Source organism: Pseudomonas paraveronii, from assembly GCF_963681955.1.
Taxonomy (GTDB): domain Bacteria; phylum Pseudomonadota; class Gammaproteobacteria; order Pseudomonadales; family Pseudomonadaceae; genus Aquipseudomonas; species Aquipseudomonas paraveronii.
This window is the reverse complement of record NZ_OY817130.1, coordinates 3983119-4006262: the sequence shown is the minus strand read 5'-3', so window position 1 is coordinate 4006262 and position 23144 is coordinate 3983119. Positions and strand designations below refer to the sequence as shown.

The 23144-nt window shown below is 62.2% G+C and carries 19 protein-coding genes; 8 read left to right on the top strand and 11 right to left on the bottom strand.

What is annotated here, in order from left to right; all coding sequences use genetic code 11:
- The first annotated feature begins 9 nt into the window (after positions 1–9).
- The 7 genes from exaC to U5A08_RS18255 all read left to right on the top strand — a co-directional run bounded on the left by exaC (position 10) and on the right by U5A08_RS18255 (position 10449).
- The gene (gene exaC, locus U5A08_RS18285) at positions 10–1530 is read left to right on the top strand and encodes an acetaldehyde dehydrogenase ExaC (protein ID WP_253396970.1); all 1521 of its coding nucleotides are present in this window, start codon (positions 10–12) and stop codon (positions 1528–1530) included.
- A gap of 730 nt (positions 1531–2260) precedes the next feature.
- Positions 2261–2332, top strand: coding sequence for a pyrroloquinoline quinone precursor peptide PqqA (gene pqqA, locus U5A08_RS18280; protein WP_010209364.1), 72 nt, complete (start codon positions 2261–2263; stop codon positions 2330–2332).
- A gap of 128 nt (positions 2333–2460) precedes the next feature.
- Entirely contained in the window at positions 2461–3624 is a 1164-nt protein-coding gene (ercA, locus tag U5A08_RS18275) for an alcohol dehydrogenase-like regulatory protein ErcA (protein WP_253396968.1), read from the top strand.
- Positions 3608–4978 (top strand): ATP-binding response regulator, encoded by a 1371-nt coding sequence (locus tag U5A08_RS18270; RefSeq protein WP_253396966.1) that lies wholly within the window; start codon positions 3608–3610, stop codon positions 4976–4978. Before ercA ends, U5A08_RS18270 begins: the two co-directional genes overlap by 17 nt.
- 81 nt (positions 4979–5059) lie before the next feature.
- The gene (locus tag U5A08_RS18265) at positions 5060–6538 is read left to right on the top strand and encodes a DASS family sodium-coupled anion symporter (protein ID WP_253396964.1); all 1479 of its coding nucleotides are present in this window, start codon (positions 5060–5062) and stop codon (positions 6536–6538) included.
- Positions 6539–7657: 1119 nt separating this feature from the next.
- A complete protein-coding gene (locus U5A08_RS18260; protein WP_321847865.1) occupies positions 7658–9301 on the top strand; it encodes an MFS transporter in 1644 nt (547 codons plus the stop codon).
- Positions 9298–10449, top strand: coding sequence for an HlyD family secretion protein (locus tag U5A08_RS18255; protein WP_321847863.1), 1152 nt, complete (start codon positions 9298–9300; stop codon positions 10447–10449). The genes U5A08_RS18260 and U5A08_RS18255 overlap by 4 nt, the downstream gene beginning before the upstream one ends.
- 475 nt (positions 10450–10924) lie before the next feature.
- On the opposite strand, the gene U5A08_RS18250 is transcribed toward U5A08_RS18255, so the two are convergent.
- The 9 genes from U5A08_RS18250 to copC form a co-directional block, all read right to left on the bottom strand.
- The gene (locus U5A08_RS18250) at positions 10925–11833 is read right to left on the bottom strand and encodes an aldose 1-epimerase (RefSeq protein WP_321847861.1); all 909 of its coding nucleotides are present in this window, start codon (positions 11831–11833) and stop codon (positions 10925–10927) included.
- Positions 11833–13113 (bottom strand): TRAP transporter large permease, encoded by a 1281-nt coding sequence (locus tag U5A08_RS18245; protein ID WP_253396960.1) that lies wholly within the window; start codon positions 13111–13113, stop codon positions 11833–11835. The genes U5A08_RS18250 and U5A08_RS18245 overlap by 1 nt, the downstream gene beginning before the upstream one ends.
- 1 nt (position 13114) lies before the next feature.
- Complete coding sequence (locus U5A08_RS18240; RefSeq protein WP_253396959.1) at positions 13115–13642, bottom strand: TRAP transporter small permease; 528 nt, start codon at positions 13640–13642, stop codon at positions 13115–13117.
- Positions 13643–13708: 66 nt separating this feature from the next.
- A complete protein-coding gene (locus tag U5A08_RS18235) occupies positions 13709–14671 on the bottom strand; it encodes a TRAP transporter substrate-binding protein (protein ID WP_321847859.1) in 963 nt (320 codons plus the stop codon).
- 51 nt (positions 14672–14722) lie between these two features.
- A complete protein-coding gene (locus tag U5A08_RS18230; protein WP_321847857.1) occupies positions 14723–15598 on the bottom strand; it encodes an SMP-30/gluconolactonase/LRE family protein in 876 nt (291 codons plus the stop codon).
- Positions 15599–15628: 30 nt separating this feature from the next.
- Positions 15629–16444 (bottom strand): NAD-dependent epimerase/dehydratase family protein, encoded by an 816-nt coding sequence (locus tag U5A08_RS18225; RefSeq protein WP_321847855.1) that lies wholly within the window; start codon positions 16442–16444, stop codon positions 15629–15631.
- Between the two features lie 187 nt (positions 16445–16631).
- Positions 16632–17894, bottom strand: a complete 1263-nt coding sequence (locus U5A08_RS18220) for an OprD family porin (protein ID WP_321847853.1) — start codon at positions 17892–17894, stop codon at positions 16632–16634.
- A 168-nt stretch (positions 17895–18062) separates the two neighbouring features.
- On the bottom strand, positions 18063–18920 hold the full coding sequence (gene copD / locus U5A08_RS18215) for a copper homeostasis membrane protein CopD (RefSeq protein WP_321847850.1): 858 nt from the start codon (positions 18918–18920) through the stop codon (positions 18063–18065).
- A 3-nt stretch (positions 18921–18923) separates the two neighbouring features.
- Positions 18924–19289 (bottom strand): copper homeostasis periplasmic binding protein CopC, encoded by a 366-nt coding sequence (gene copC, locus U5A08_RS18210; protein WP_321847848.1) that lies wholly within the window; start codon positions 19287–19289, stop codon positions 18924–18926.
- Between the two features lie 115 nt (positions 19290–19404).
- On the opposite strand from copC, the gene U5A08_RS18205 reads away from it, so the two are divergent.
- Positions 19405–20025, top strand: a complete 621-nt coding sequence (locus tag U5A08_RS18205) for a TetR/AcrR family transcriptional regulator (protein ID WP_253396948.1) — start codon at positions 19405–19407, stop codon at positions 20023–20025.
- 337 nt (positions 20026–20362) lie between these two features.
- On the opposite strand, the gene preA is transcribed toward U5A08_RS18205, so the two are convergent.
- Positions 20363–21637: an NAD-dependent dihydropyrimidine dehydrogenase subunit PreA gene (preA, locus tag U5A08_RS18200; protein ID WP_321847847.1), complete on the bottom strand. Its 1275-nt coding sequence runs from the start codon at positions 21635–21637 to the stop codon at positions 20363–20365.
- A complete protein-coding gene (locus U5A08_RS18195; protein ID WP_321852251.1) occupies positions 21637–23004 on the bottom strand; it encodes an NAD(P)-dependent oxidoreductase in 1368 nt (455 codons plus the stop codon). Before U5A08_RS18195 ends, preA begins: the two co-directional genes overlap by 1 nt.
- Between the last annotated feature and the right edge of the window lie 140 nt (positions 23005–23144).

The window sequence follows — 23144 nt, the reverse complement described above, 5'->3', positions numbered from 1 at the left end:
GGCTTCAACATGATCTACGCACAACCTGGCACCCCTGGCGCCATCGTCAGCTTCAAGCCACGCTACGGTAACTTCATCGGCGGCGAATTCGTCGCGCCAGTCAGCGGTGAATACTTCACCAACACTTCGCCAGTGACCGGTGAAGTCATCGCCGAATTCCCGCGTTCGAACGCGGCCGACATCGACAAGGCCCTCGACGCCGCCCACGCCGCCGCCGACGCCTGGGGCAAGACTTCGGTCCAGGATCGCGCCCTGGTGCTGCTGAAAATCGCCGACCGTATCGAACAGAACCTCGAAGTCCTGGCCGTCACCGAAAGCTGGGACAACGGCAAAGCCGTGCGCGAAACCCTCAACGCCGACGTACCGTTGGCCGCCGACCACTTCCGTTACTTCGCCGGTTGCATCCGCGCGCAGGAAGGCGGCGCCGCTGAAATCAACGAACACACCGCCGCTTACCACTTCCACGAGCCGTTGGGCGTGGTCGGGCAGATCATCCCGTGGAACTTCCCGCTGCTGATGGCCGCCTGGAAACTTGCCCCGGCCCTGGCCGCCGGTAACTGCATCGTGCTCAAGCCGGCCGAGCAGACGCCGCTGTCGATCATGGTATTTGCCGAACTGATCAATGACCTGCTGCCACCGGGCGTGCTGAACATCGTGCAGGGCTTTGGCCGTGAAGCCGGTGAGGCGCTGGCCACCAGCAAGCGCATCGCCAAGATCGCCTTTACCGGCTCCACGCCAATCGGTGCGCATATCATGCATTGCGCGGCCGAGAACATCATTCCGTCGACCGTGGAACTGGGCGGCAAGTCGCCGAACATCTTCTTCGAAGACATCATGAACGCCGAGCCACAGTTTATCGAAAAAGCCGCCGAAGGCCTGGTACTGGCGTTCTTCAACCAGGGCGAAGTGTGTACCTGCCCATCGCGTGCGCTGGTGCAGGAGTCGATCTACGACGACTTCATGAAAGTGGTGATGAAAAAGATCGCCAAGATCAAGCGTGGCAACCCGCTGGACACCGAAACCATGGTCGGCGCCCAGGCGTCCGAGCAGCAATACGACAAGATCCTGTCCTACCTCAAAATCGCCCAGGAAGAGGGCGCCGAGCTGCTCACTGGCGGCGCGGCCGAGCGTTTGGAGGGTGACCTGTCCAGCGGTTACTACATCCAGCCGACCCTGCTCAAGGGTCATAACAAAATGCGCGTGTTCCAGGAAGAAATCTTCGGCCCGGTGGTGGGTATCACCACCTTCAAGGACGAAGCCGAAGCCCTGGCCATTGCCAACGACAGCGAATTCGGCCTGGGTGCCGGGCTGTGGACCCGCGACATCAACCGTGCGTACCGCATGGGCCGGGCGATCAAGGCCGGTCGCGTGTGGACCAACTGCTACCACCTGTACCCGGCGCACGCCGCGTTTGGCGGCTACAAGAAATCGGGTGTGGGGCGTGAGAACCACAAGATGATGCTCGATCACTACCAACAGACCAAGAACCTGCTGGTGAGCTACGACATCAACCCGTTGGGCTTCTTCTAACCCCGATTTGAAATGCAATCCAATGTGGGAGGGGGCTTGCCCCCGATTGCAGTGGGTCAGTGAAGATTTATGTCACTGACCCACCACTATCGGGGGCAAGCCCCCTCCCACAGTTTTGATCGGCGTACCCCCCTTCAGGCACAACAAGAAGACTTTCCCCATGCAACAAGCTGATGTTGGATCACTACCTGCAGACCAAGAACCTGCTGGTGAGCTACAACATCAACCCACTGGGCCTCTTCTAACCCCCTTATCGCAACGCGGTCCCCTGTGGGAGGGGGCTTGCCCCCGATTGCAGTGGGTCAGTGAAGATTTATGTCACTGACCCACCACTATCGGGGGCAAGCCCCCTCCCACATTTTGTTCGGCGTACACCCCTTCAGGCACAACAAGAAGACTTTCCCCATGCAACAAGCTGATGTTGGATCACTACCAACAGACCAAGAACCTGCTGGTGAGCTACGACATCAACCCACTGGGCTTCTTCTAACCCTGACTTGAAATGCAATCCAATGTGGGAGGGGGCTTGCCCCCGATTGCAGTGGGTCAGTCAAGATTTATGTCACTGACCCACCACTATCGGGAGCAAGCCCCCTCCCACAGTTTTGCTCGGCGTACACCCGCTACCAAGGCATGCTCCAGGCTCGTTCGAAAGTAGCATTCGCACCCCCATCCCCCCATGCATTAATGCCATTACCGGAATCTTCCGGCACAACAAGAGGATCGCCCCATGTGGACTAAACCCGCGTTTACCGACCTGCGTATCGGCTTTGAAGTGACCATGTACTTCGCCAGCCGCTGATTCACCCCCGGCCAGCCCTGCGCTGGCCGGGGTCGTTTGGGGAATGACTCTTTGGTCTGATTGCATTCGCGCGCGGATGGGTTAGTGTGGAGTGCATCTTCCCAAAAATAATAAAAACAGGCTTACCAATGAGCCCAAATCTGAGCCTCCTACGTAAATTCGTCTCGCCTGAAATCATCTTTGGTGCCGGTTGCCGGCACAACGTCGGTAATTACGCCAAGACCTTTGGTGCGCGCAAAGTGCTGGTGGTCAGCGACCCCGGTGTGATCGCCGCCGGCTGGGTCGCCGATGTGGAAGCCAGCCTGCAGGCCCTCGGTATCGATTACTGCCTGTACAGCAGCGTCTCGCCCAACCCCCGTGTCGAAGAAGTCATGCTCGGCGCCGAGGTGTACCGCGACAACCATTGCGACGTGATCGTGGCCATCGGCGGCGGTAGCCCGATGGATTGCGGTAAGGCCATCGGTATTGTGGTCGCCCATGGGCGCAACATCCTCGAATTCGAAGGCGTGGACACCATTCGCGTGCCCAGCCCGCCGTTGATCCTGATCCCCACCACCGCCGGCACCTCGGCGGATGTCTCGCAGTTCGTGATCATTTCCAACCAGCAAGAGCGCATGAAGTTCTCCATCGTCAGCAAGGCGGTGGTGCCGGATGTGTCGCTGATCGACCCGGAAACCACAGCCAGCATGGACCCGTTCCTGTCTGCCTGTACCGGCATCGATGCGTTGGTGCATGCGATCGAGGCGTTCGTTTCCACCGGCCACGGCCCGCTGACCGACCCCCACGCGCTGGAAGCCATGCGCCTGATCAACGGCAACCTGGTGCAGATGATCGCCAACCCGACGGACATCGCCCTGCGCGAGAAAATCATGCTCGGCAGCATGCAGGCCGGGCTGGCGTTCTCCAATGCGATCCTCGGCGCAGTGCATGCCATGTCCCACAGCCTCGGCGGCTTCCTCGACCTGCCTCACGGCCTGTGCAACGCGGTGCTGGTGGAGCATGTGGTGGCGTTCAACTACAACTCGGCGCCGGAGCGCTTCAAGGTGATTGCCGAGACGTTCGGCATCGACTGCCGCGGCCTGACTCATCCGCAGATCCGCGGGCGGCTGGTCGAGCATCTGATCGCGCTGAAGCATGCCATCGGCTTCCACGAAACCCTCGGCCTGCACGGCGTGCGGGTGGCGGACATTCCGTTCCTGTCCCAGCACGCCATGCACGACCCGTGCATCCTCACCAACCCTCGCGAATCGAGCCAGCGTGATGTTGAGGTCGTCTATGGCGAAGCTCTCTGACGACCAGCAGCGCGCCCTCGCTGGGCTGCTGGGGTTGGGCGACCAGTCGGCGCGAAAAAGCCACTACCCGGAACTCACGGCCCGCCTCCATGAGCTGGAGGCCGAGCGCAACCGCTACATTCGCCTTAACGACGAGCTGGAGTTGCGGGTGGCGGCGCGCACCGATGAACTGCTCGAAGCCAACCGCAACCTGCAACAGCAGATCGCCCAGCGCGAACAGGTCGAACAGGAACTGCGCGACGCCCGCGACGCCGCCGAGGCCGCCAACCGCAGCAAGGACAAGTACCTCGCCGCCGCCAGCCATGACTTGTTGCAGCCGCTCAACGCGGCACGGCTGCTGATCGCCACCCTGCGCGAACGGCCATTGCCCAGCGTCGAACAGGTGCTGGTGGAGCGCACGCACCAGGCCCTGGAAGGGGCCGAGGATTTGCTCACCGACTTGCTCGATATCTCGCGGCTGGACCAGGCGGCGGTCAAGCCGGACGTGGCGCTGTATCGCCTGGACGAGCTGTTTGCGCCGCTGGTCTCCGAATTCCAGTCCGTCGCCCTGGCCGCCGGACTGAATTTGCGCTCACACACCGGCCATTACGCGATCCGGACCGACCTGCGGCTGGTGACGCGGATTCTGCGCAACTTCCTCAGCAACGCCTGCCGCTACACCGACGACGGTTGCATCCTGCTCGGCGCCCGCCGCCGGGGCGATCGCCTGCGTCTGGAAGTGTGGGACACCGGGCGCGGCATCCCGGCCGACCGGCTCGATGCGATCTTCCTCGAATTCAACCAACTGGATGTCGGCCGCGCCTCGGACCGCAAGGGCGTGGGCCTGGGGCTGGCGATTGTCGAACGTATCGCTGAGATCCTCGGTTACCCGGTGGCGGTGCGCTCGTGGCCGGGACGCGGGTCGATGTTCAGCATCGAAGTGCCCATCAGCGAAGAAATGCCGTTAGCCATCAGCCAACTGCCCGCGCAACCGACCACCGGCAACCCGCTGCCGGGGCGGCGTTTGCTGGTGCTGGATAACGAGGTCAGCATCCTCGAAAGCATGAGCGCGCTGCTCGGGCAGTGGGGCTGCGAGGTGGTCACAGCCACCGACCAGGCTGGTGCGTTGCTCGCGTTGCAGGGCAGGGCGCCGGAGTTGATCCTGGCGGACTACCACCTGGACCACGGCGTGGTGGGCTGTGAGGTGGTCAAGTACCTGCGCGAGCATTTCGCCCAGTCGATTCCCGCCGTGATCATCAGCGCCGACCGCACCGACCAGTGCCGGCGCATCCTGCGGCGGCTGGACGCACCGCTGTTGAACAAACCGGTCAAGCCCGGGAAGTTACGGGCCGTGTTGAGTCAGTTGTTGGCCTAGAAGTTTGATACCTGTCAACACCGCCTGCGACATTTTGCGCCATGCTCCCAGCCTGACTTGATGGCCGACGGAGACCCCCCCATGAGCGCCCCTGCAACAACCGCTGCATCCTTCAAGTTGCCCTTGGGCCTGGTCGCCGCTGTGCTGGTGATGGTCGGGGTGCTGCTGTTACCGCTGCCCGCTGACTTGCCGGTCGCTGGGCATCGCATGCTGGCGATCCTCGCGTTTGCCGTGGTGGTGTGGATTACCGAGGCGGTGTCTTATGAAGCCAGCGCGATCATGATCACCTCGCTCATGGCGTTCTTGCTCGGCACCGCGCCGTCGCTGCAAGACCCGACGCACCTGATCGGCTCCAGCCCGGCCATCAGCATGGCCCTGACCGGCTTCTCCAACCCGGCGCTGGCCCTGGTGGCGGGCGCGTTGTTCATCGCCGCCGCGATGACCCATACCGGCCTGGACCGGCGCATCGCCCTGGTCACCCTGACCCGGGTCGGCACCAGCACCCGTGGCATTCTGCTGGGCGCGATCGCGGTGACCATCCTCCTGAGCCTCGTGGTGCCCAGCGCCACCGCGCGCAGTGCCTGTGTGGTGCCGATCATGATGGGCGTGGTGGCGGCGTTTGGCGTCGACAAGCGCTCGAACATCGCTGCCGGCCTGATGATCGTGGTGGCCCAGGGCACCAGCATCTGGAACGTCGGCATCCAGACCGCCGCTGCGCAGAACCTGCTGACCGTCGGGTTTATGGACAAGATGCTCGGCCAGCGCGTGTCGTGGATCGACTGGCTGATCGCCGGCGCGCCGTGGGCGCTGATCATGTCGGCGGTGTTGCTGTTTCTGGTGATCAAACTGCTGCCGCCGGAAAGCGACAGCATCCCCGGCGGCAAAGAAGCCGTGGCCCAGTCGCTGGTGGACATCGGCCCGATGACCGGCCCGCAAAAACGCTTGCTCACCGTATCGCTGCTGTTGCTGTTGGCATGGGCTACCGAAGGGCGCCTGCACAATTTCGACACCACCTCGACCACCTACGCCGGGCTGGTGTTCCTGCTGTTGCCGGGGATTGGCGTGATGACCTGGAAGGATGTGCAGTCGCGGATTCCGTGGGGCACGGTGATTGTGTTCGGTGTCGGTATCAGCCTCGGTACGGCGTTACTGACTACCCAGGCCGGGCAATGGCTGGGCTCGCAAGTGGTGGCGCATACCGGGCTGGACCAGGTCGGGCCGCTGGGCGTGTTTGCGATCCTCGGGGCGTTTTTGATCTTGATCCACTTGGGGTTTGCCAGTGCGACGGCGTTGACCTCGGCGTTGTTGCCGATCCTGATTGCGGTGTTGCAGACCTTGCCGGGGGAATTCAACCGGTTGGGGATGACCATGCTGTTGGGGTTTGTGGTGAGCTACGGGTTTATTCTGCCGATCAATGCGCCGCAGAACATGGTGTGCCTGGGGACCGGGACGTTTACGGCGCGGCAGTTTGCCAAGGTGGGGGTTTTGGTGACGTTGATTGGTTATGGGTTGATGTTGGTGTTTGCGGCGACGTACTGGAGTTGGCTTGGCTGGATCTGATATGGCGTGTGGTTTTCAACATACATGGGGTCTCCAATACACATGGGGTCGCCAATACAAAGGAGATCCAATGTACAAAGGAGATCCAATGTGGGAGGGGGCTTGCCCCCGATGGCGGCCTCTGGGCCGACCAGCTTTTGGGTTTGGGTTGAGTACATATCCATTGCTGCGGTCACGGCTGCTTATGGTTCCGCTCTTACAGCGGGTCACTTTGGAAAAGCCCCAAAGTAACCAAAGGGCTCTTGCCCCACCACTCGGCACCTCGCTTAGGCTCGGTGTGCCCTCACTCCGGCTTGAATCCGTGGGCCGCCGTCATGGGCCATCCATGGCCCAGGACGGCTAACCCGGCGTCCTGCCGGGTTGCCCACGGATTCAAGCCTGCGTTCGGCCAGCGTGGTTTTACGGGGCGCCTAAGATCAAAAGCCAAAGCCAGAGCGAGGCGGCCTTCCTTATAGCCGACCTGATCCTGGAAGCCGAACCCGGTCAAAAATGTGGGAGGGGGCTTGCCCCCGATAGCTGTGTGTCAGCCAATACATGCATGACTGATCCACCGCTATCGGGGGCAAGCCCCCTCCCACATTTGGATCTCCATAGATCAGATAGACCCCCTTGCCCCCTTGAAAACGCCGTTGCTCTTGCTCTTGCTCTTGCTTTTGATCTTGATCTTGATCTTGATCTTAGGCGCCCCGTAAAACCACGCTGGCCGAACGCAGGTATTACGCAGCGGGTAAACCGGCAGGGATGCCGGTTTAGCCGTCCCGGGCCATGGATGGCCCGTGACGGCGGCCCGCGGAGTAATGCCTGCGTTCGGGCACACCGAGCCTAGGCGAGGTGCCGAGTGGTGGGGCAAGAGCCCTTTGGTTACTTTGGGGCTTTTCCAAAGTGACCCGCTGTAAGAGCGGAACCATAAGCGGCCGTGACCGCAGCAACGGATATGTACTCAACCCAACCCAACCCAACCGGCCCAGAGGCCGCCATCACCGCCCCCCCCGCACTTGACCACGCCCGCTCCAGAAATCAATTGCACCCTCAACATGGCAAGATGAACTCCTCTCAGGTTTACTACTCCCTGAGTAATGGAGTCACCGACCTTGCGTGTCGGCTCATCAAGGTCACTGAATGGACAACTACACCCCCCGCACCTGGCAGCCCCACGAGCGTCCGGCCCTGCCGGGTTCGCCGTCGACGCCGCTACACCCCACCCACAAACGCTGGCTGTATGCATTGGTCGGCGTCCTGGTCGCAATCACCGGCGGCCTCGGCAACTCGTTGGTGATCGCCAACCTGCAATACCTGCAAGGCGTCCTCGGCGCGACCACGGCGGAAATGGCCTGGCTGCCCGCCGCTTATGTCATGACCAACGTCTGCATGAACCTGCTCCTGGTGAAGTTCCGCCAGCAATTCGGCCTGCGTGCGTTTACCGAGGTGTTCCTGGTGCTGTATGCGCTGGTGACCTTCGGCCACTTGTTCGTCAACGACCTCAACTCCGCCATCGCCGTGCGCGCCGCTCACGGGATGGTCGGCGCGGCGCTCAGTTCCCTGGGGTTGTATTACATGATCCAGGCGTTCCCGGCCAAGTGGCGCTTGAAAGCCTTGGTGCTGGGCCTGGGCACCGCGCAGTTGGCGTTGCCGCTGGCGCGGCTGTTTTCCGAAGATTTGCTGCAAATCGCCGAATGGCGTGGCCTGTACCTGTTTGAGCTGGGCATGGCGCTGATCTGCCTGGGCTGCGTGTTCCTGCTCAAGTTGCCACCTGGCGACCGCTTCAAGACCTTTGAAAAACTCGACTTTCTCACCTTCGCCATCCTCGCCAGCGGGGTGGCGCTGCTCTGCGCAGTGCTTTCCCTCGGGCGGATCGACTGGTGGCTCGAAGCGCCGTGGATCGGTGTGGCGTCGGCCTGTTCGCTGGTGCTGATCATGACCGGCCTGGCGATTGAGCATAATCGCGCCAACCCGTTGCTGATGACCCGTTGGCTGGGCAGCGGCACCATGATTCGCCTGGCGCTGGCGGTGATCCTGATTCGCATGGTGCTGTCGGAGCAGTCCACCGGCGCGGTGGGCTTCATGCAGATGTTGAACATGAGCTACCAGCAAATGCACACGCTGTACGTGGTGATGTTGGCGGGCGCGGTGGCCGGGCTGGTGGTCAGTGCGTTGACGATCAACCCGGCGCACTTGCTGATGCCGCTGGTCATTTCCCTGGCACTGATGGCCTCCGGGTCGGTGATGGACAGTTTCTCCAGCAACCTGACCCGCCCGCAGAATCTGTACATCAGCCAGTTCCTGCTAGGCTTTGGCGGCACGTTTTTTCTCGGGCCGACCATGGTGCTGGGCACCAAGAACGTGTTGACCAACCCGCGCAACCTGGTGAGTTTTTCGGTGATGTTCGGCATTTGCCAGAACCTCGGCGGCCTGATTGGCGCGGCGTTGCTCGGGACGTTCCAGGTTGTGCGCGAGAAGTTTCATTCGAGCATGATCGTCGAGCACCTGACGCTGCTCGACCCGCGTGTCGCCGCGCGGGTGCAGAGCGGCGGTTCGGCCTATGGCGGTATCGTCGCCGACCCGGACTTGCGTAACCTCATGGGCATTCGCAGCCTTGCCACGGCGGCGACCCGTGAGGCAAATGTGATGGCCTACAACGATGTGTTCATGCTGATCGCGATCGTCGCGATCCTGACCATGCTCTGGATCTTTACCCGCAGTCTGTGGCTGTTAAGCACCACCCAAGCGGCCACTCCCGTTCAACCCAGCGGCGCTTCTTCATGACCGAACCGACCACCACCACGACCACCACCAACGCCATCGCCGCCACCCCTGAAGGCGCCACGCCACCGGGTGCCACGGTCACCGAACCGCGCTCCCTGGGGGTGCGCATTCTCTCGTCCCTGGGCTTTGCCGCGATTGCCCTCGTCGGCGTGTTGATCGTGCTGTATGCCTGGCAATTGCCGCCGTTCAGCAGCGCGGTGGAAACCACCGAGAACGCCCTGGTGCGCGGCCAGGTCACGATCATTGGCCCGCAGCTCAGCGGCTATGTGTTCGAAGTGCCGGTGCAGGACTTCCAGTACGTCAAGGCCGGCGACCTGCTGGTGCGCCTGGATGACCGCATCTACAAGCAGCGCCTGGATCAGGCCCTGGCGCAACTGGCGGTGCAAAAGGCCGCGCTGGCGAATGTGGTGCAGCAACGCAACAGCGCCGAAGCCAGTATCAAACTGCGCCAGGCCGCGCTGGTGGACAGCCAGGCCCAGGCGCGCAAAAGCACTGCCGACCTGCGCCGCAACGAAGAACTGATCAGCGACGGTTCAGTGTCCAGGCGCGAACTGGACGTGACCCGCGCCGCCAATGCCCAGACTCTCGCCGCCGTGGCGCAGGCCCAGGCCAGCCTGGAAATCGCGCGTCAGGACCTGCAGACGGTGATCGTCAATCGCGGTTCACTGGAAGCCGCCGTGGCGAGTGCCGAAGCAGCGGTGGAGCTGGCGCGGATCGACGTGTCCAACACCCGCATCACCGCGCCGCGTGACGGCCAGTTGGGGCAGATTGGCGTGCGCCTTGGCGCTTACGTCAACTCCGGCGCGCAGTTGATGGCGCTGGTGCCCAAGCAGCTGTGGGTGATTGCCAACATGAAAGAAACCCAGATGGCCCATGTACAGGTTGGCCAGCCGGTAACGTTCACCGTCGATGCGCTCAACCACCGCAAGTTTCGCGGCACGGTGCAGTATATTTCCCCGGCGACCGGCTCGGAGTTCAGCCTGTTGCAGGCGGATAACGCCACCGGTAACTTCGTCAAGATCGCCCAGCGTTTGCCGGTGCGGATCACCGTTGATCCCGACCAGGAGCAGAGCGAGCACTTGCGGCCGGGGTTGTCGGTTGTCGTCAGTATCGACACCGCCGGCCGCCTGAAAAACTCCCCACCCTGACACCGCGCCGAGCAAAATGTGGGAGGGGGCTTGCCCCCGATGGCGGTCTCTGGGCTGACCAGCTTTTTGGGTTGGGTTGAGTACATATCCATTGTTGCGGTCACGGCTGCTATGGGTTCCGCCCTTACGGCGGGTCACTTTGGAAAAGCCCCAAAGTAACCAAAGGGCTCTTGCCCCACCACTCGGTGCCTCGCCTAGGCTCGGCATGCCCTCACTCCGGCTTGAATCCGTGGGCCGCCGTCATGGGCCATCCATGGCCCAGGACGGCTAACCCGGCGTCCTGCCGGGTTGCCCACGGATTCAAGCCTGCGTTCGGCCAGCGTGGTTTTACGGGGCGCCTAAGATCAAAAGCCAAAGCCAAAGCCAAAGCAAAAGCCAAAGCCAAAGCGAGGCTGCCTTATAGCCGACCTGATCCTGGAAGCCGAACCGGGTTAAAAATGTGGGAGGGGGCTTGCCCCCGATAGCGGTGGGTCAGTCATGCATGTAGTGGCTGACACACTGCCATCGGGGGCAAGCCCCCTCCCACAGTTGGAATGTATTTCAGGGTGAAATTGAGTTGGGTTGACTGGTTGTGTTCCAGCAGTTTCAGGCCCGGCCTGCCCGGCAAGTGATGGGCATTCACCGGATGGCTCACCGGCTCGATGCAGAAGAACCCCAGCCCCGGCGGGCAGTACAGCAGGAAGTAATCGGCGCCGGTGGCCTGGCATTCCAGGGCATAACCCAGCTCCGGCTGTTCGATCCGGCAATGCCCGTCCCATTGGCAAAAACCGTTGTCGACCAACGCTTGGGGCAACCCCTTGAGCTGTTGGAAATCCCAATCGGCGTGTACGGGTGCCAGCGCCGTCGGCAGCTTGGACGCATCACTCATCCATACCTGCCCAGCCTTGGCCTGCAACCGCGTACCCGCCCGGCGCGGGAAGTAAGGATGCAAGCCCAAACCGTGCCACGCCGCTGTTGCGGCCAGATGCGTCACGCTCAGCTCGATACTCAATACGCCGTTGCTCAACCGAAACCGCTGCTCGGCGCGATAGGCGAACGGCGTCGCGCATTCCAACGCAAGCAGCACTTCATCCGCCGACCGGCTGACCACGCGCCACGCCTGTTGCCAGGCCGACCCGTGGATCGGCAGCGGATCGGTGAGGCTGTTGGGCGTGAGTGCCAGCCAGCCGGCGGGCGTGTCGAAACCGCCGTTGGCGATGCGATTGGACCACGGCGCGAGGGGATAGCAGGCCAGTTTGCCGGGCAGGCCGGCGTCCAGCGCCGCTTGATCGCTAGCCCGCAGCAGGGGCTGGCCGCTGGCGCGCACGCGCCAGTTGACGATGCTGCCGCCCACGGCCGGGGCGAGGGTGAGGTGGGTCAGGTGGTCTTGCAGTTCAATCAGCATCACAGCACCAGCCCTGGCAACCACAGCGACAAGGCCGGAATGTAAGTCACCGCGATCAGCACCAAAAACAGCACGCCATAAAACGGCAGCAGCGCCTTCACGGTGTTCTCGATACTCACCTTGCCCACCGCCGCCCCCACGAACAGCACCGCGCCGACCGGCGGGGTGATCAGGCCGATGCCAAGGTTGACCAGCATGATCATGCCGAAGTGTACCGGGTCGACGCCGATGCCGAGGACCACCGGCAGCAGGATCGGCGTGAGGATCAGAATCAGCGGCGCCATGTCCATCACCGTGCCGAGCAACAGCAGCATGGCGTTGATGCACATCAGGATCACGTAGCGGTTGTCCGACAGGGTCAGGAACAGCGTGGTGATCTTCGCCGGGATCTGCATCAGGGTCATGATGTAGCCGAAGCTGGCCGCGAAGGCGATCAGGATCATCACGATGGAAATGGTGCGCACCGTGCGGTGCATCAGCTTGGGCAGCTCGTTCCATTGGTAGTCGCGGTAGATGAACATGGTCACGAAGAACGCCCACAGCACGGCGATCGCGGCGGACTCGGTGGCGGTGAAGATGCCAGAGAGAATGCCGCCGAGGATGATCACCATGGCCATCAGGCCCCACAGCGCGTCGGCGCAGATTTTCAGCGCTTGCTTGAGCGGGATGACTTCGCCCTTGGGGTAGTCGCGCTTCTTCGCGAAGATCAGGCACAGCACCATCAGGCACGCGCTCATCAGCAGGCCCGGGACCACGCCGGCCATGAACAGCGAGGCGATCGACACCGTGCCGCCCGCCGCCAGGGAGTAGAGCACCGAGTTGTGGCTGGGCGGGGTCAACAGCGCCTGCACCGAACCGCTGATGGTCACCGCCGTGGCGAACTCCCGGGGGTAGCCACGGCGTTCCATTTCCGGGATCAGCACCGAACCGACCGAGGCGGTGTCGGCCACCGACGAGCCGGAGATCGCGCCAAAAAATGTCGAGGCCATGATGTTCACCAGCGACAAGCCGCCGCGCACAAAACCCACCAACACCCCGGCAAACGCCACCAGCCGCCGCGACATGCCGCCCTCCGCCATGATCGCGCCGGCCAGCACGAAGAACGGAATCGCCATCAGCGAAAACTTGTTCACCCCGCCGGCGATTTGAATCATCAGGGCCTGGTACGGAATGTCGATCCACCACGCGCCGATCAACGCCGACAGGCCCAGGGCATAAGCCACCGGCATGCCGATCAGGATCAAGCCGATAAAGCTGCCCAACAGAATCAATGCGTCCATATCAGGCAGCCCCTTCGCTTTCTTCAACCAGGTCGAAGCGCACGACCCGTCGGTTGCTCTGGTCGCCGAGCAGGAGTTTTTCCACCACGAAGATCAGGGTCAGCAACCCGCCGATCGGGATCGGCATGTAGGTGATGCCCACGCGCAGGGTGGGGATGGCGCTCATGAACTGGTTCCAGGTGGACAGGCACAGTTTGCTGCCCCAAATGGTCATGAACAGGCAGATGGTGCCCATGAGCAATTGCGAGAGGATGCCGACGATCTGGCGTTGGCGCGCAGGCAGGCGGTCGGTGACCATCGCCACCGACATATGCGCCCCAGCGCGGTAGCTGGCGGCGGCGCCGATAAAGGTGAAGACCAGCATCAGCAGGATGGCGGTGGGCTCCGGCCAACTGGAGCCTGTGCCGAGGATGTAGCGGGCGAAGATGCCCCAGGGGATGATCAGCGCGACCCCTAGGACCGAGAGGCCGGCGACCCAGATGCAGGTCATGTAGATACGGTCGTTGATGCGTAGCAGTCGATTCTTCATGGCGTTCACCGTGACCGGGCGCGGCAATGCCGACCGCGCCGGGCCTTATGCGAGAGGCAGGGCAGGTTATTGAACGGCGTCGATGCGCGCGATGATGTCGGCGAAAGGCGCGCCGTACTTGGCGCGAACCGCTGCGGTGGCGTCGTAGAAGGGTTTTTTGTCGACGCTGATGAACTCCACGCCGGCGGCTTTGAGTTTTTCCTCGCTGCTGGCGGTTTTTTTATCCCACAGCACGCGCTCATCGGCCTGGGCGGCCTTGGCGGCGTTCTTCACCATGACCTGTTGCGCAGGGGTGAGTTTGTTCCAGGTGATTTTCGACATCACGATCGGTTCGGGCAGGATCAGGTGCTCGGTGAGGGTGTAGAACTTGGCGTTTTGGAAGTGGTTGTGTTCCAGCAGGGTCGGTGGGTTGTTTTCGGCGCCATCGATCACGCCTGTCTGCAAGGCACTGAAAATTTCGCCGGTATCCATGGCGATACCGTTGGCGCCCATCGCATTAAATGCGTCGATGAACAGGGGATTACCTTGCACGCGAATTTTCATGCCCTTGAGGTCTTCGATTTTGCGTACCGGCTTTTTGCTGTAGAGGTTGCGCGTGCCGCCGTCCATCCAGGCCAGGGCGACCAGGCCGAATTCGGAGTCGGTGATCTTGGCGAGGATTTCATCGCCGATCTCGCCGTCGATGACTTTACGCATATGCGCCTGGTCGCGGAATACGAACGGCAGGTTGAACACGTTCACGTCCGGTACCACCGGGCCGACGATGCCGAGGCTGACCCGGGTCATCTGGACCGCGCCGACCTGGGCCTGTTCGACGACTTCTTTTTCCGAACCCAGGACTCCGCCGGGGAAGTACTTGAAGGTCAGTTCGCCGTTGCTTGCTTTAGTGAGGGCCTTGCCCATGTTCTCTTCGGCCACGACGGTGGGGTAGCCGGCGGGGTGGACGTCGGCGAATTTGATTTCCAGCGCGTGGGCGGCGCTGCTGAGGGTGAAGACTGCGGCGGCGAGCAAGGTGCGTTTGAAGTCCATGGGCGGTCACTCCTGTCTTGTTATTGTTGTATTCAAGGCACAGCGATGCAGCTAGCGGGTGAAGTGCGGTTCGAGCAGTCCTTGGACGCCAGGGTTGAGGGCGAACACGCCGCCGGACAGCGACTGCTCACTCGGGTCGTCACGGATCGAGGTGACGAATAAAGTGTCCAGGCGACTGCCGCCGAAGGCACACATGCTGGGTTTTTTCACCGGCACGCTCAGGGAGCGGTCCAGGCGTCCGTCGGGGGTGAAGCGGTGGATCAGGCCGGCGTCGTTGGCGCAGATCCAGTAGCAACCGTCGACATCCACGGCGGCGCCGTCAGGGCGGCCTGGGTGTTGCTGCATGTCGACAAACACGCGGCGGTTGCTCGGCGTACCGGTTTCAGTGTCGTAATCGAAGGCCCAGATCTGTTGCACCAATGGGTGCGAGTCCGAGACATACAGCGTGCGGCCATCAGGGCTGAAGGCCAGGCCGTTGAGGGTGATAAAACCCTCCAACTGCGCATGGGGCGCGGCGCCCGAAGCGTAACGGTAGAGGATGCCTGCGGCGGCATTCGCGCCCATATCCATGACCATGCTGCCGGCCCAGAAACGGCCCTGGCGATCACAGCGCCCATCGTTCAGGCGCATGCCCGCGCGCGGGTGCGCGACCTCGGCCAGGGGTGTGGTGTCGAGGCTGCCGTCGTTGTGTGCGGTGAGTTGGAAAAAGCCGCTTTGCATCCCGGCGACCCAGTTGCCTGCACCGGTGCGGGCAATGCAGGCGAGCATCTGCGGGGCTTTCCACGCGTCGCTATGACCGGTGGCGGCGCTCCAGCGTTGCAGCCCGCCGTTGGGAATGTCCACCCAGTACAGGGCGTTTTCTTCGGGCACCCACACCGGGCATTCGCCCACGGCATTGCGGGCGTCGACAATCAACTCAGCAGTCATGGCAACTCATTCCCTTGGGTGAGTGTGGCGTCAGTCACCGAATGGTCCCGCTGCGCAAAAGGCGCCGCCCTGGTAGACCTTGGCCGGGTCATCGGCGGCGAGCGGCGGCTGGGCCTCGACCTGGGCGCGGAACCCTTCGGAGCTGTCTTTTGGGGTAAAGCCCAGGTGCGCGGCGTAGCGGTTGTCCCACCAGGTATCGAGGTTGGCCGACATGCCGTGGACCACGGTGTGGCCGACGTTCGGCGTGTACAGCGCGCGTTCGAGCAGTTGGGTCAGGTCGTCGAAGCTCAGCCAGGTGTGCATCATCCGACGGTTCTGCGGTTCGGCGAACGACGAGCCGATGCGGATGCTCACGGTCTCGATGCCGTAGCGGTCGAAGTAGAAACTGGCCATGTCTTCGCCGTAGGACTTGGACAGCCCGTAATAGCTGTCCGGGCGACGCGGCGAGTGGGCATCGAGTTGCTCGCCCTGTGGGTAGAAGCCGATCACATGGTTGGAGCTGGCGAAGATCACGCGTTTGACGCCATGACGGCGTGCGGCTTCGTAAATATGGAATACCCCGCAGATATTGGCGCCGAGGACTTCTTCGAACGAGCGCTCTACCGAAACGCCGCCGAAATGCAGGATGGCGTCGACGCCTTCGACCAGGTGGTGGACCGCGTGTTTGTCGGACAGGTCGCAGGGTTGCACTTCTTCATCGGCTCCGGCGGCGGCCATGTCGGCGATATCCGACAGGCGCAGCACCTGGGCATACGGGCGCAGGCGTTCGCGTAGCACTTTGCCGAGGCCGCCGGCGGCACCGGTGAGGAGGAGGCGGTTGAAGGGCGCTGGGGTAGTGGTGGTCATCTGGATTCCAGTTTTTGTTGTAGGTTGTCGTATGACTATGTCGAAGTATTGTTAGAGAGTCCCCGCTTGTCAATGTGGGAGGGGGCTTGCCCCCGATGGCTGTGGGTCAGTCACAGAGACATTGCCTGATACACCGTCATCGGGAGCAAGCCCCGTCCGACAATGGATGTGCATGGGTTTTAGCTCTTTAAAGCAGTGAAATCGGATAGCTGACGAAGACCCGGTTCTCATCGAATTCGTTATTGCTGAAGTCCCGCCGCATGGTCGAATTGCGCCAGCGCACGTTGAGGTTCTTCAAGACACCGCTCTGCACCGTGTAGGCCAGTTCCGATTCGCGGCCCCATTCCTTGCCATCGGTGATCGTGCCGGTGTGGACGTTACTGCCGCTGATGTAGCGGTTCATCAGGGTCAGCCCCGGAACGCCGAGCACCACGAAGTTGAAGTCATGGCGCAGTTGCCAGGATTTTTCCTTGGCGTTGTCGTAGCTGGCGTTGTAGCTGTCGTTGGCCAGGGTGCCGCCGCTGGTGCCGTTGACCCGCATCCATGCGCTGTCGCCGCTGAGTTTCTGCAGGCCGACGTAGAAGGTGTTAGCGCCGTATTTGGCCGAGAGCAGGGCGAACGCGGTTTTGTTGTCGAGGTCGCCGGCCAGGGCGCTGCCGTCTTCCTTGCCGTTGAAGAAACCGAGGTTGGCGCCCAGGGTCCAGTCGCCCAGCGGCTGGCTGTGGGTCAGGTTGAGGTACTGCTGTTGGTAGATATCGCTCAGTTCGGCGTACCACAGGCCGACCTGGGTGCGCTTGTCGTTGAAGGTGTATTCGCCGCCGCCGAAGTTGAAGCGGTCTGAGGTGAAGGCGGCTTTGCCGTTCATGAACATGTCTTCCATGCTCGCGTCGTTGCGCGGGCTGTTACCGCGAAACTGCCCGCCGTAGAGGGTCAGGCCGGCGATTTCATTGGAGGTGACCTGGCCGCCCTGGAAGGTTTGCGGCAGGGAACGGCCATCGTCGGAGCGCAGGATCGGCAGCACGGGCATCCATTCGCCGACTTTCAATTCGGTGTTCGACAGCTTGGTTTTCAGCGCCACGCCCAGACGCCCGAAGTTGTCGGCGGGGCGCCCGTCGTCGTGAACCGGCAGCAACTGGGTGCCGGCGGTACCTTTGCCGCCGTCGAGCTTTTGCGAATACAGGCCCAGCACATCAATCCCGAAGCCCACGGTGCCGCGGGTGTAGCCGGATTTGGCGTCGAGGATGAAGTTCTGCGTCCACTCTTGGGCCTTGGCCTGGGGGTTGGACGGGTTGGTGAAATTGCGGTTGAAGTAGGCGTTGCGTAAGTTGAGCGTGGCCTTGGCGTCGTCGACAAACCCTTCGGCCTGGGCGGTGAGGGGCAGGGTGAAAGCCAGGCTGCCGAGGCCGATAAGGCCGAGACGCGAGGAGGAATTGCGGGCGGATGGACGCACAGTGACGCTCCCTTGGGTTTGTTGTTTTTATTATTTGTCATACGTCGTCGTACAACATTGGGGCGATATTTGCGGGGTTTTTGTGGCTTGTCAATCAGAAGTTATACGATGACTACGCTTCACTGAGCAGAAGTGGTTGTGGTCCAGTTGGGGAAGCTGACTATGGATTCAACCGGCCATGGCCATTGGGGGCAGGGTGCCGAGGAGAGAGACGGCGGCTACCGCTGAAATACCTAGTAACCATTCAGCCATCACGCTGGCCTTCAAGGTCTCCACTCGCTGTTCGCAGCGCTCGATACGCAAGCGGTTCAGCAGCGCCAGGGCCAACATGCCCAGCACCAGCATCGCCTTGATCAGCAGAATCAGGGCGAAACCGTTGAACAGCGGGGTGGGCCACAGTTGCCCGGTCAATACACGCACGTTGATCAAACCGGTGACCAGCAAGCCGGCGACCAGGCCATAACCCACGCCGCTGAAACGCCGCAAAATCGGCTCCAGCCCCTGGCGTTGCGGTTGGCGCAGGATCAACACCAGCAACAGCAAACCGCCAAGCCAGGCGCCCACGCACGCCAGGTGTACGACCTGGTTGAGGATCAGCAACTGCCCGCTGAGCCCGTTGAGCATGGCGCCGTGACCGACCGGTGCGAGGGTTGCCAGCAGCAGGCTGAGCAAGGGCAGGCGCAGCGCTGGCCAGGGTTTGATCAAGGCGATCAGCAGCAACAGGTTGAGCAGCAGATGCCAGAGCCACACTTGGCCAAAAAAGGTCTTGCCCAGTACCAACTGCACCGTGGCCGGTTGCAATGCGGCGTCCCAACTGCCAGCCATGCTGACCGTGATCAGCAGCAACCAGGCCACGCCGGAGCCGAGCCCGAGCCAGGCCAGTACTCGGCTGATACGCAGCAATTGCCGGTCCAGCGCCGGCTGCGGTGCATGGCCCATCAGCCAGGGCCTGAATACACAGGCCCCGAACATCAACAAGACGACGATGAAATGCAGGAAACGGCACAGCACCAGCAGCGTCGCCATAGGTTATTGGCCGACCTTGAAGCTGTATTCGCCATTGCTCTTGTGGGTGTCGACCGAGACCGCGTTCCACACCACTTTGTAGGTGCCGGCTGCGAGGGGCGCGGCGGGCGTCACCACCAGGGTTTTCTTGTCGGCATCCGGCGTTGCCGGGCCCTTGATTGCGATTTCGGTGCCGTCCTTGCTCAGGGACACCTTGGAAAAGGTCGCCTCTACGCCTTCGCTGAAGGTCAGGCGCACATCGTTCGGTGCGGCGACGCTGCTGTCTGCCGCAGGCGTCGCGCTCTTGAGGTGAGCATGGGCAAACGCCGCCGAGGCGCCCAGCAGCGAGGCCAGCAGGGCGACGGTGGTCAGGGTTTTCTTGATCAACATTGAGCAATACCAATCAAAGGATAGGACGGGCAGTGTACGAAGTTTCGGCTCCTCCTGTCGCCCCGATCTAGAGCGGGTGGTAGTCTTTCCGTTATGTCTTTGTCAGGGAGCCCTTATGGGCAATCACAAGATCGGAATCCGTCGAGTCAACGTCGAAAAAATCCTGCTGGCCGCGGAGAAGATCTTCGCCGAGAAGGGTTATGGCAGCACCGCCATGGCCGATATTGCCGAAGAAGTGCAATTGCCGCGTTCCAACCTGCATTACTACTTCACCACCAAGAGCGAGCTGTACAGCGCGGTGCTGTTCGACCTGCTGGAAGTGTGGAAGCAGGACGCCCTGAGCTTCGAAACCTTCGATGACCCACGGGTGGTGCTCAGCAGCTACATCCGCGCCAAGATGCAACGCTCGCGCACGCGGCCGTATGGGTCGAAGGTCTGGGCCAACGAAATCATGCACGGCGCGCCGACGCTCGGTGAGGCGCTGGATGAAAGCCTGTACGACTGGGCCAAGATGAAGGAAGCGAAGATTCGCCAATGGGTGGAAGACAAACGCATCCTGCCGGTCGAGCCGGCGAGCCTGTTGTATATGATCTGGGCCTCGACCCAGCACTACGCCGACTTTGATCATCAGGTGAAGATTCTGAACGATCACCAGCCGTTGTCGGATATGCAGTTCGAGAGGGCGATTCAGACGGTGACCAGTGTGATTTTGCGGGGGATTGGGTTGGAGCCTTGAGTCTAGAGTTTTGAGTTTTGTGGTGAAGCTGAGGGCCTCATCGGGGGCAAGCCCCCTCCCACATTGACTGCGTTTTGTTTGAAAGAATGCGGTCAACTGTTTGAGCCTTGAGTCTTGAGTTTTGTGGTGAGGCTGAGGGCCTCATCGGGGGCAAGCCCCCTCCCACATTGACTGCATTTTGTCTGAAAGAATGCGGTCAACTGTGGGAGCCTTGAGTTTTGTGGTGAGGCTGAGGGCCTCATCGGGGGCAAGCCCCCTCCCACAATGAACTGCATTTTGTCTGAAGGAATGCGGTCAACTGTGGGAGGGGGCTTGCCCCCGATAGCGCTCTACAGGACTACACCGCTTCTCGGTACGGATTACGCGGATCCTGGGTCCAGTTCAAGAACGGCTTGCCGGTGTCCACTGCCACCATCTCGATGCAATCGGCCACCGGGCAGGTGATTTGGCACAGGTTGCAGCCCACGCACTCATCGTCGATCACCTCGTACTTATGCGTGCCGTCCGCCTGTTTCAAGCTGGCGATGGCCTGGTGCGACGTATCCTCACAGGCAATATGGCAACGCCCGCAGCCGATGCAGGCGGCCTGATCGATCTTGGCGATCACCTGGTAGTTGATATCCAGGTACTTCCAGTCCGTAGTATTGCCCACTGCGCGCCCGGCAAAATCCTGCAGGCTGGTGTAGCCCTGACTGTCCATCCAGCGCGACAGGCCGTCCTTCATTTCTTCGACGATGCGAAAGCCATGCAGCATCGCCGCCGTACACACCTGCACGGCGCCGCAGCCGAGGGCGACGAATTCCGCCGCATCGCGCCAGTTGCCGATGCCGCCAATGCCGCAGATCGGCAGGCCGTGGGTCTGCGGGTCGCGGGCGATTTCGGCGACCATGTTCAGCGCAATTGGCTTCACCGCTGAACCGCAGTAACCGCCGTGGGTGCTCTGGGTGCCGACCGTCGGCAGGGCGACCATGCGCTCCAGATCCACGCTGGTGATGGAGTTGATGGTGTTGATCAGCGACACCGCATCCGCACCGCCGCGATACGCCGCACGCGCCGCCACTCGAATGTCGGTGATGTTCGGCGTGAGCTTGACGATCACCGGTAGCGAGCAGTACGTCTTGCACCAGCGCGTCACCTGTTCCACATACTCCGGCACCTGGCCCACCGCCGCGCCCATGCCGCGTTCCGGCATGCCATGGGGGCAGCCGAAGTTCAGCTCGATGCCGTCGCACCCGGTGGCTTCCACCAGGGGCAGGATGTTTTTCCAGGAGGCTTCGACGCACGGCACCATCAGCGACACGATCAACGCGCGGTCCGGCCAGTCCTTTTTGACCTGGGTGATTTCGCGCAGGTTGATCTCCAGGGAGCGGTCGGTGATCAGCTCGATATTGTTGATGCCCAGCACTTCGCGGTTAGCGCCATAGTGCGCCGAGTAACGCGACGATACGTTGACCGCCGCCGGGTCTTCGCCGAGGGTTTTCCAGACCACGCCGCCCCAGCCCGCTTCAAAGGCGCGGACCACGTTGTAGGCCTTGTCGGTGGGCGGCGCGGAGGCCAGCCAGAACGGGTTGGGGGCTTTGATACCGGCGAAGACAATCGAGAGATCGGCCATTACGCAGCCTCCACGTTGAGCATGAGTTGGGCGTGCATGGCTTCAGCGGCCAGCTTGCCGTGTTGCACCGCCTGCACGGTGAGGTCCTGGCCGAGGCTGACGCAGTCGCCGCCTGCATACACGCCGGGGATGCTGGTGCGCAGTTGTTCGTCGACGAAGATGCGTTCGCCGACTCGCTGCAGTTGCTGGGCCAGCGGGTCGTGCAGTGCGGCGTTGTCGAAACTTTGGCCGATGGCTTTGAAGATCGCATCGGCGGCCAGTTCGAAGGTTTCGCCGGTGGGTTGCAGGCGCCCGTTGTCCAGGTGCGTGCGGGCGAAACGCATGCCGCGCACGTGGCCTTGCTCGTCCAGCAGCACTTCTTCGGGCTGGGCCCAGGTCAGCAGGCGTACCTGATTGGCCTTGGCGATGTCCTGCTCATGGCCGGTGGCGCCCATGTCCGCCAGGCCCCGGCGGTACACCAGGTTGACGTCGCGGGCGCCGAGGCGGGCCATTTGCACGGCCATGTCGATGGCGGTGTTGCCGGCACCGAGCACGATGCAGCGGTCGGCCAGCGGCAGTTGGCTCAGGTCGTCGGCCTGGCGCAGTTCGCGGATGTAATCGGTGGCGGCGAGCAGGCCGGGGGCGTCCTCGTGGGGCAGGCCGAGTTGCCTGCTGGCGGCCAGGCCGAGGCCGAGGAATACCGCATCGAAGTGCTGGTGCAGTTCGCTCAAGGTCAGGTTGTCGCCCAGGCGCTGGCCGTGGCGGATTTCGATACCGCCGATCTGCAGGAGGAAATCCAGCTCCTGCTGCGCGAAATCATCCACCAGCTTGTACTTGGCGATCCCGTATTCATTCAGGCCACCGGCTTTTTCCCGGGCTTCGAAGATCACCACATCGTGGCCGTGCAACGCGGCGCGATGGGCACAGGCCAGGCCGGCCGGCCCGGCGCCGACCACCGCGATGCGCTTGCCGGTGGCGGCAGCGCGCTGGAACGGGTGTTCGCTGAAGTGCGCGTTGTCGATGGCGTAGCGTTGCAACAGGCCGATCAGCACCGGGGCGCATTCTTCGCCGTGGTTACGCACGCAGGCTTGCTGGCACAGGATCTCGGTGGGGCAGACCCGGGCGCAGCTGCCGCCGAGGATGTTGGCCGAGAGAATCTTCTGCGCGGCGCCTTGCACGTTGTCGGTGTGGAGGTTGCGGATGAACGACGGGATGTCGATTTCGCTGGGGCACGCGTTCACGCACGGCGCGTCGTAGCAATACAGGCAGCGCGAGGCTTCCAATTGCGCCTGGCGGGCGTTGAGGGGCGGCGCCAGGTCGGTGAAATGGCTGGCGAGGGTGGCGCCGTCTTCATGGGGATGGGGGAGGTGGGTCAGGGTCTGGATCACGGTGTGGGCCTCACGGTGTTTTTTCGGATTGCCTCTGGCGGGCATTTTTGTTGTCTGGACTGGCTTTATCGGGGGCAAGCCCCCTCCCACAGTGATCGCATTGTGTCTGAAAGCATGCGGTCAATTGTGGGAGGGGGCTT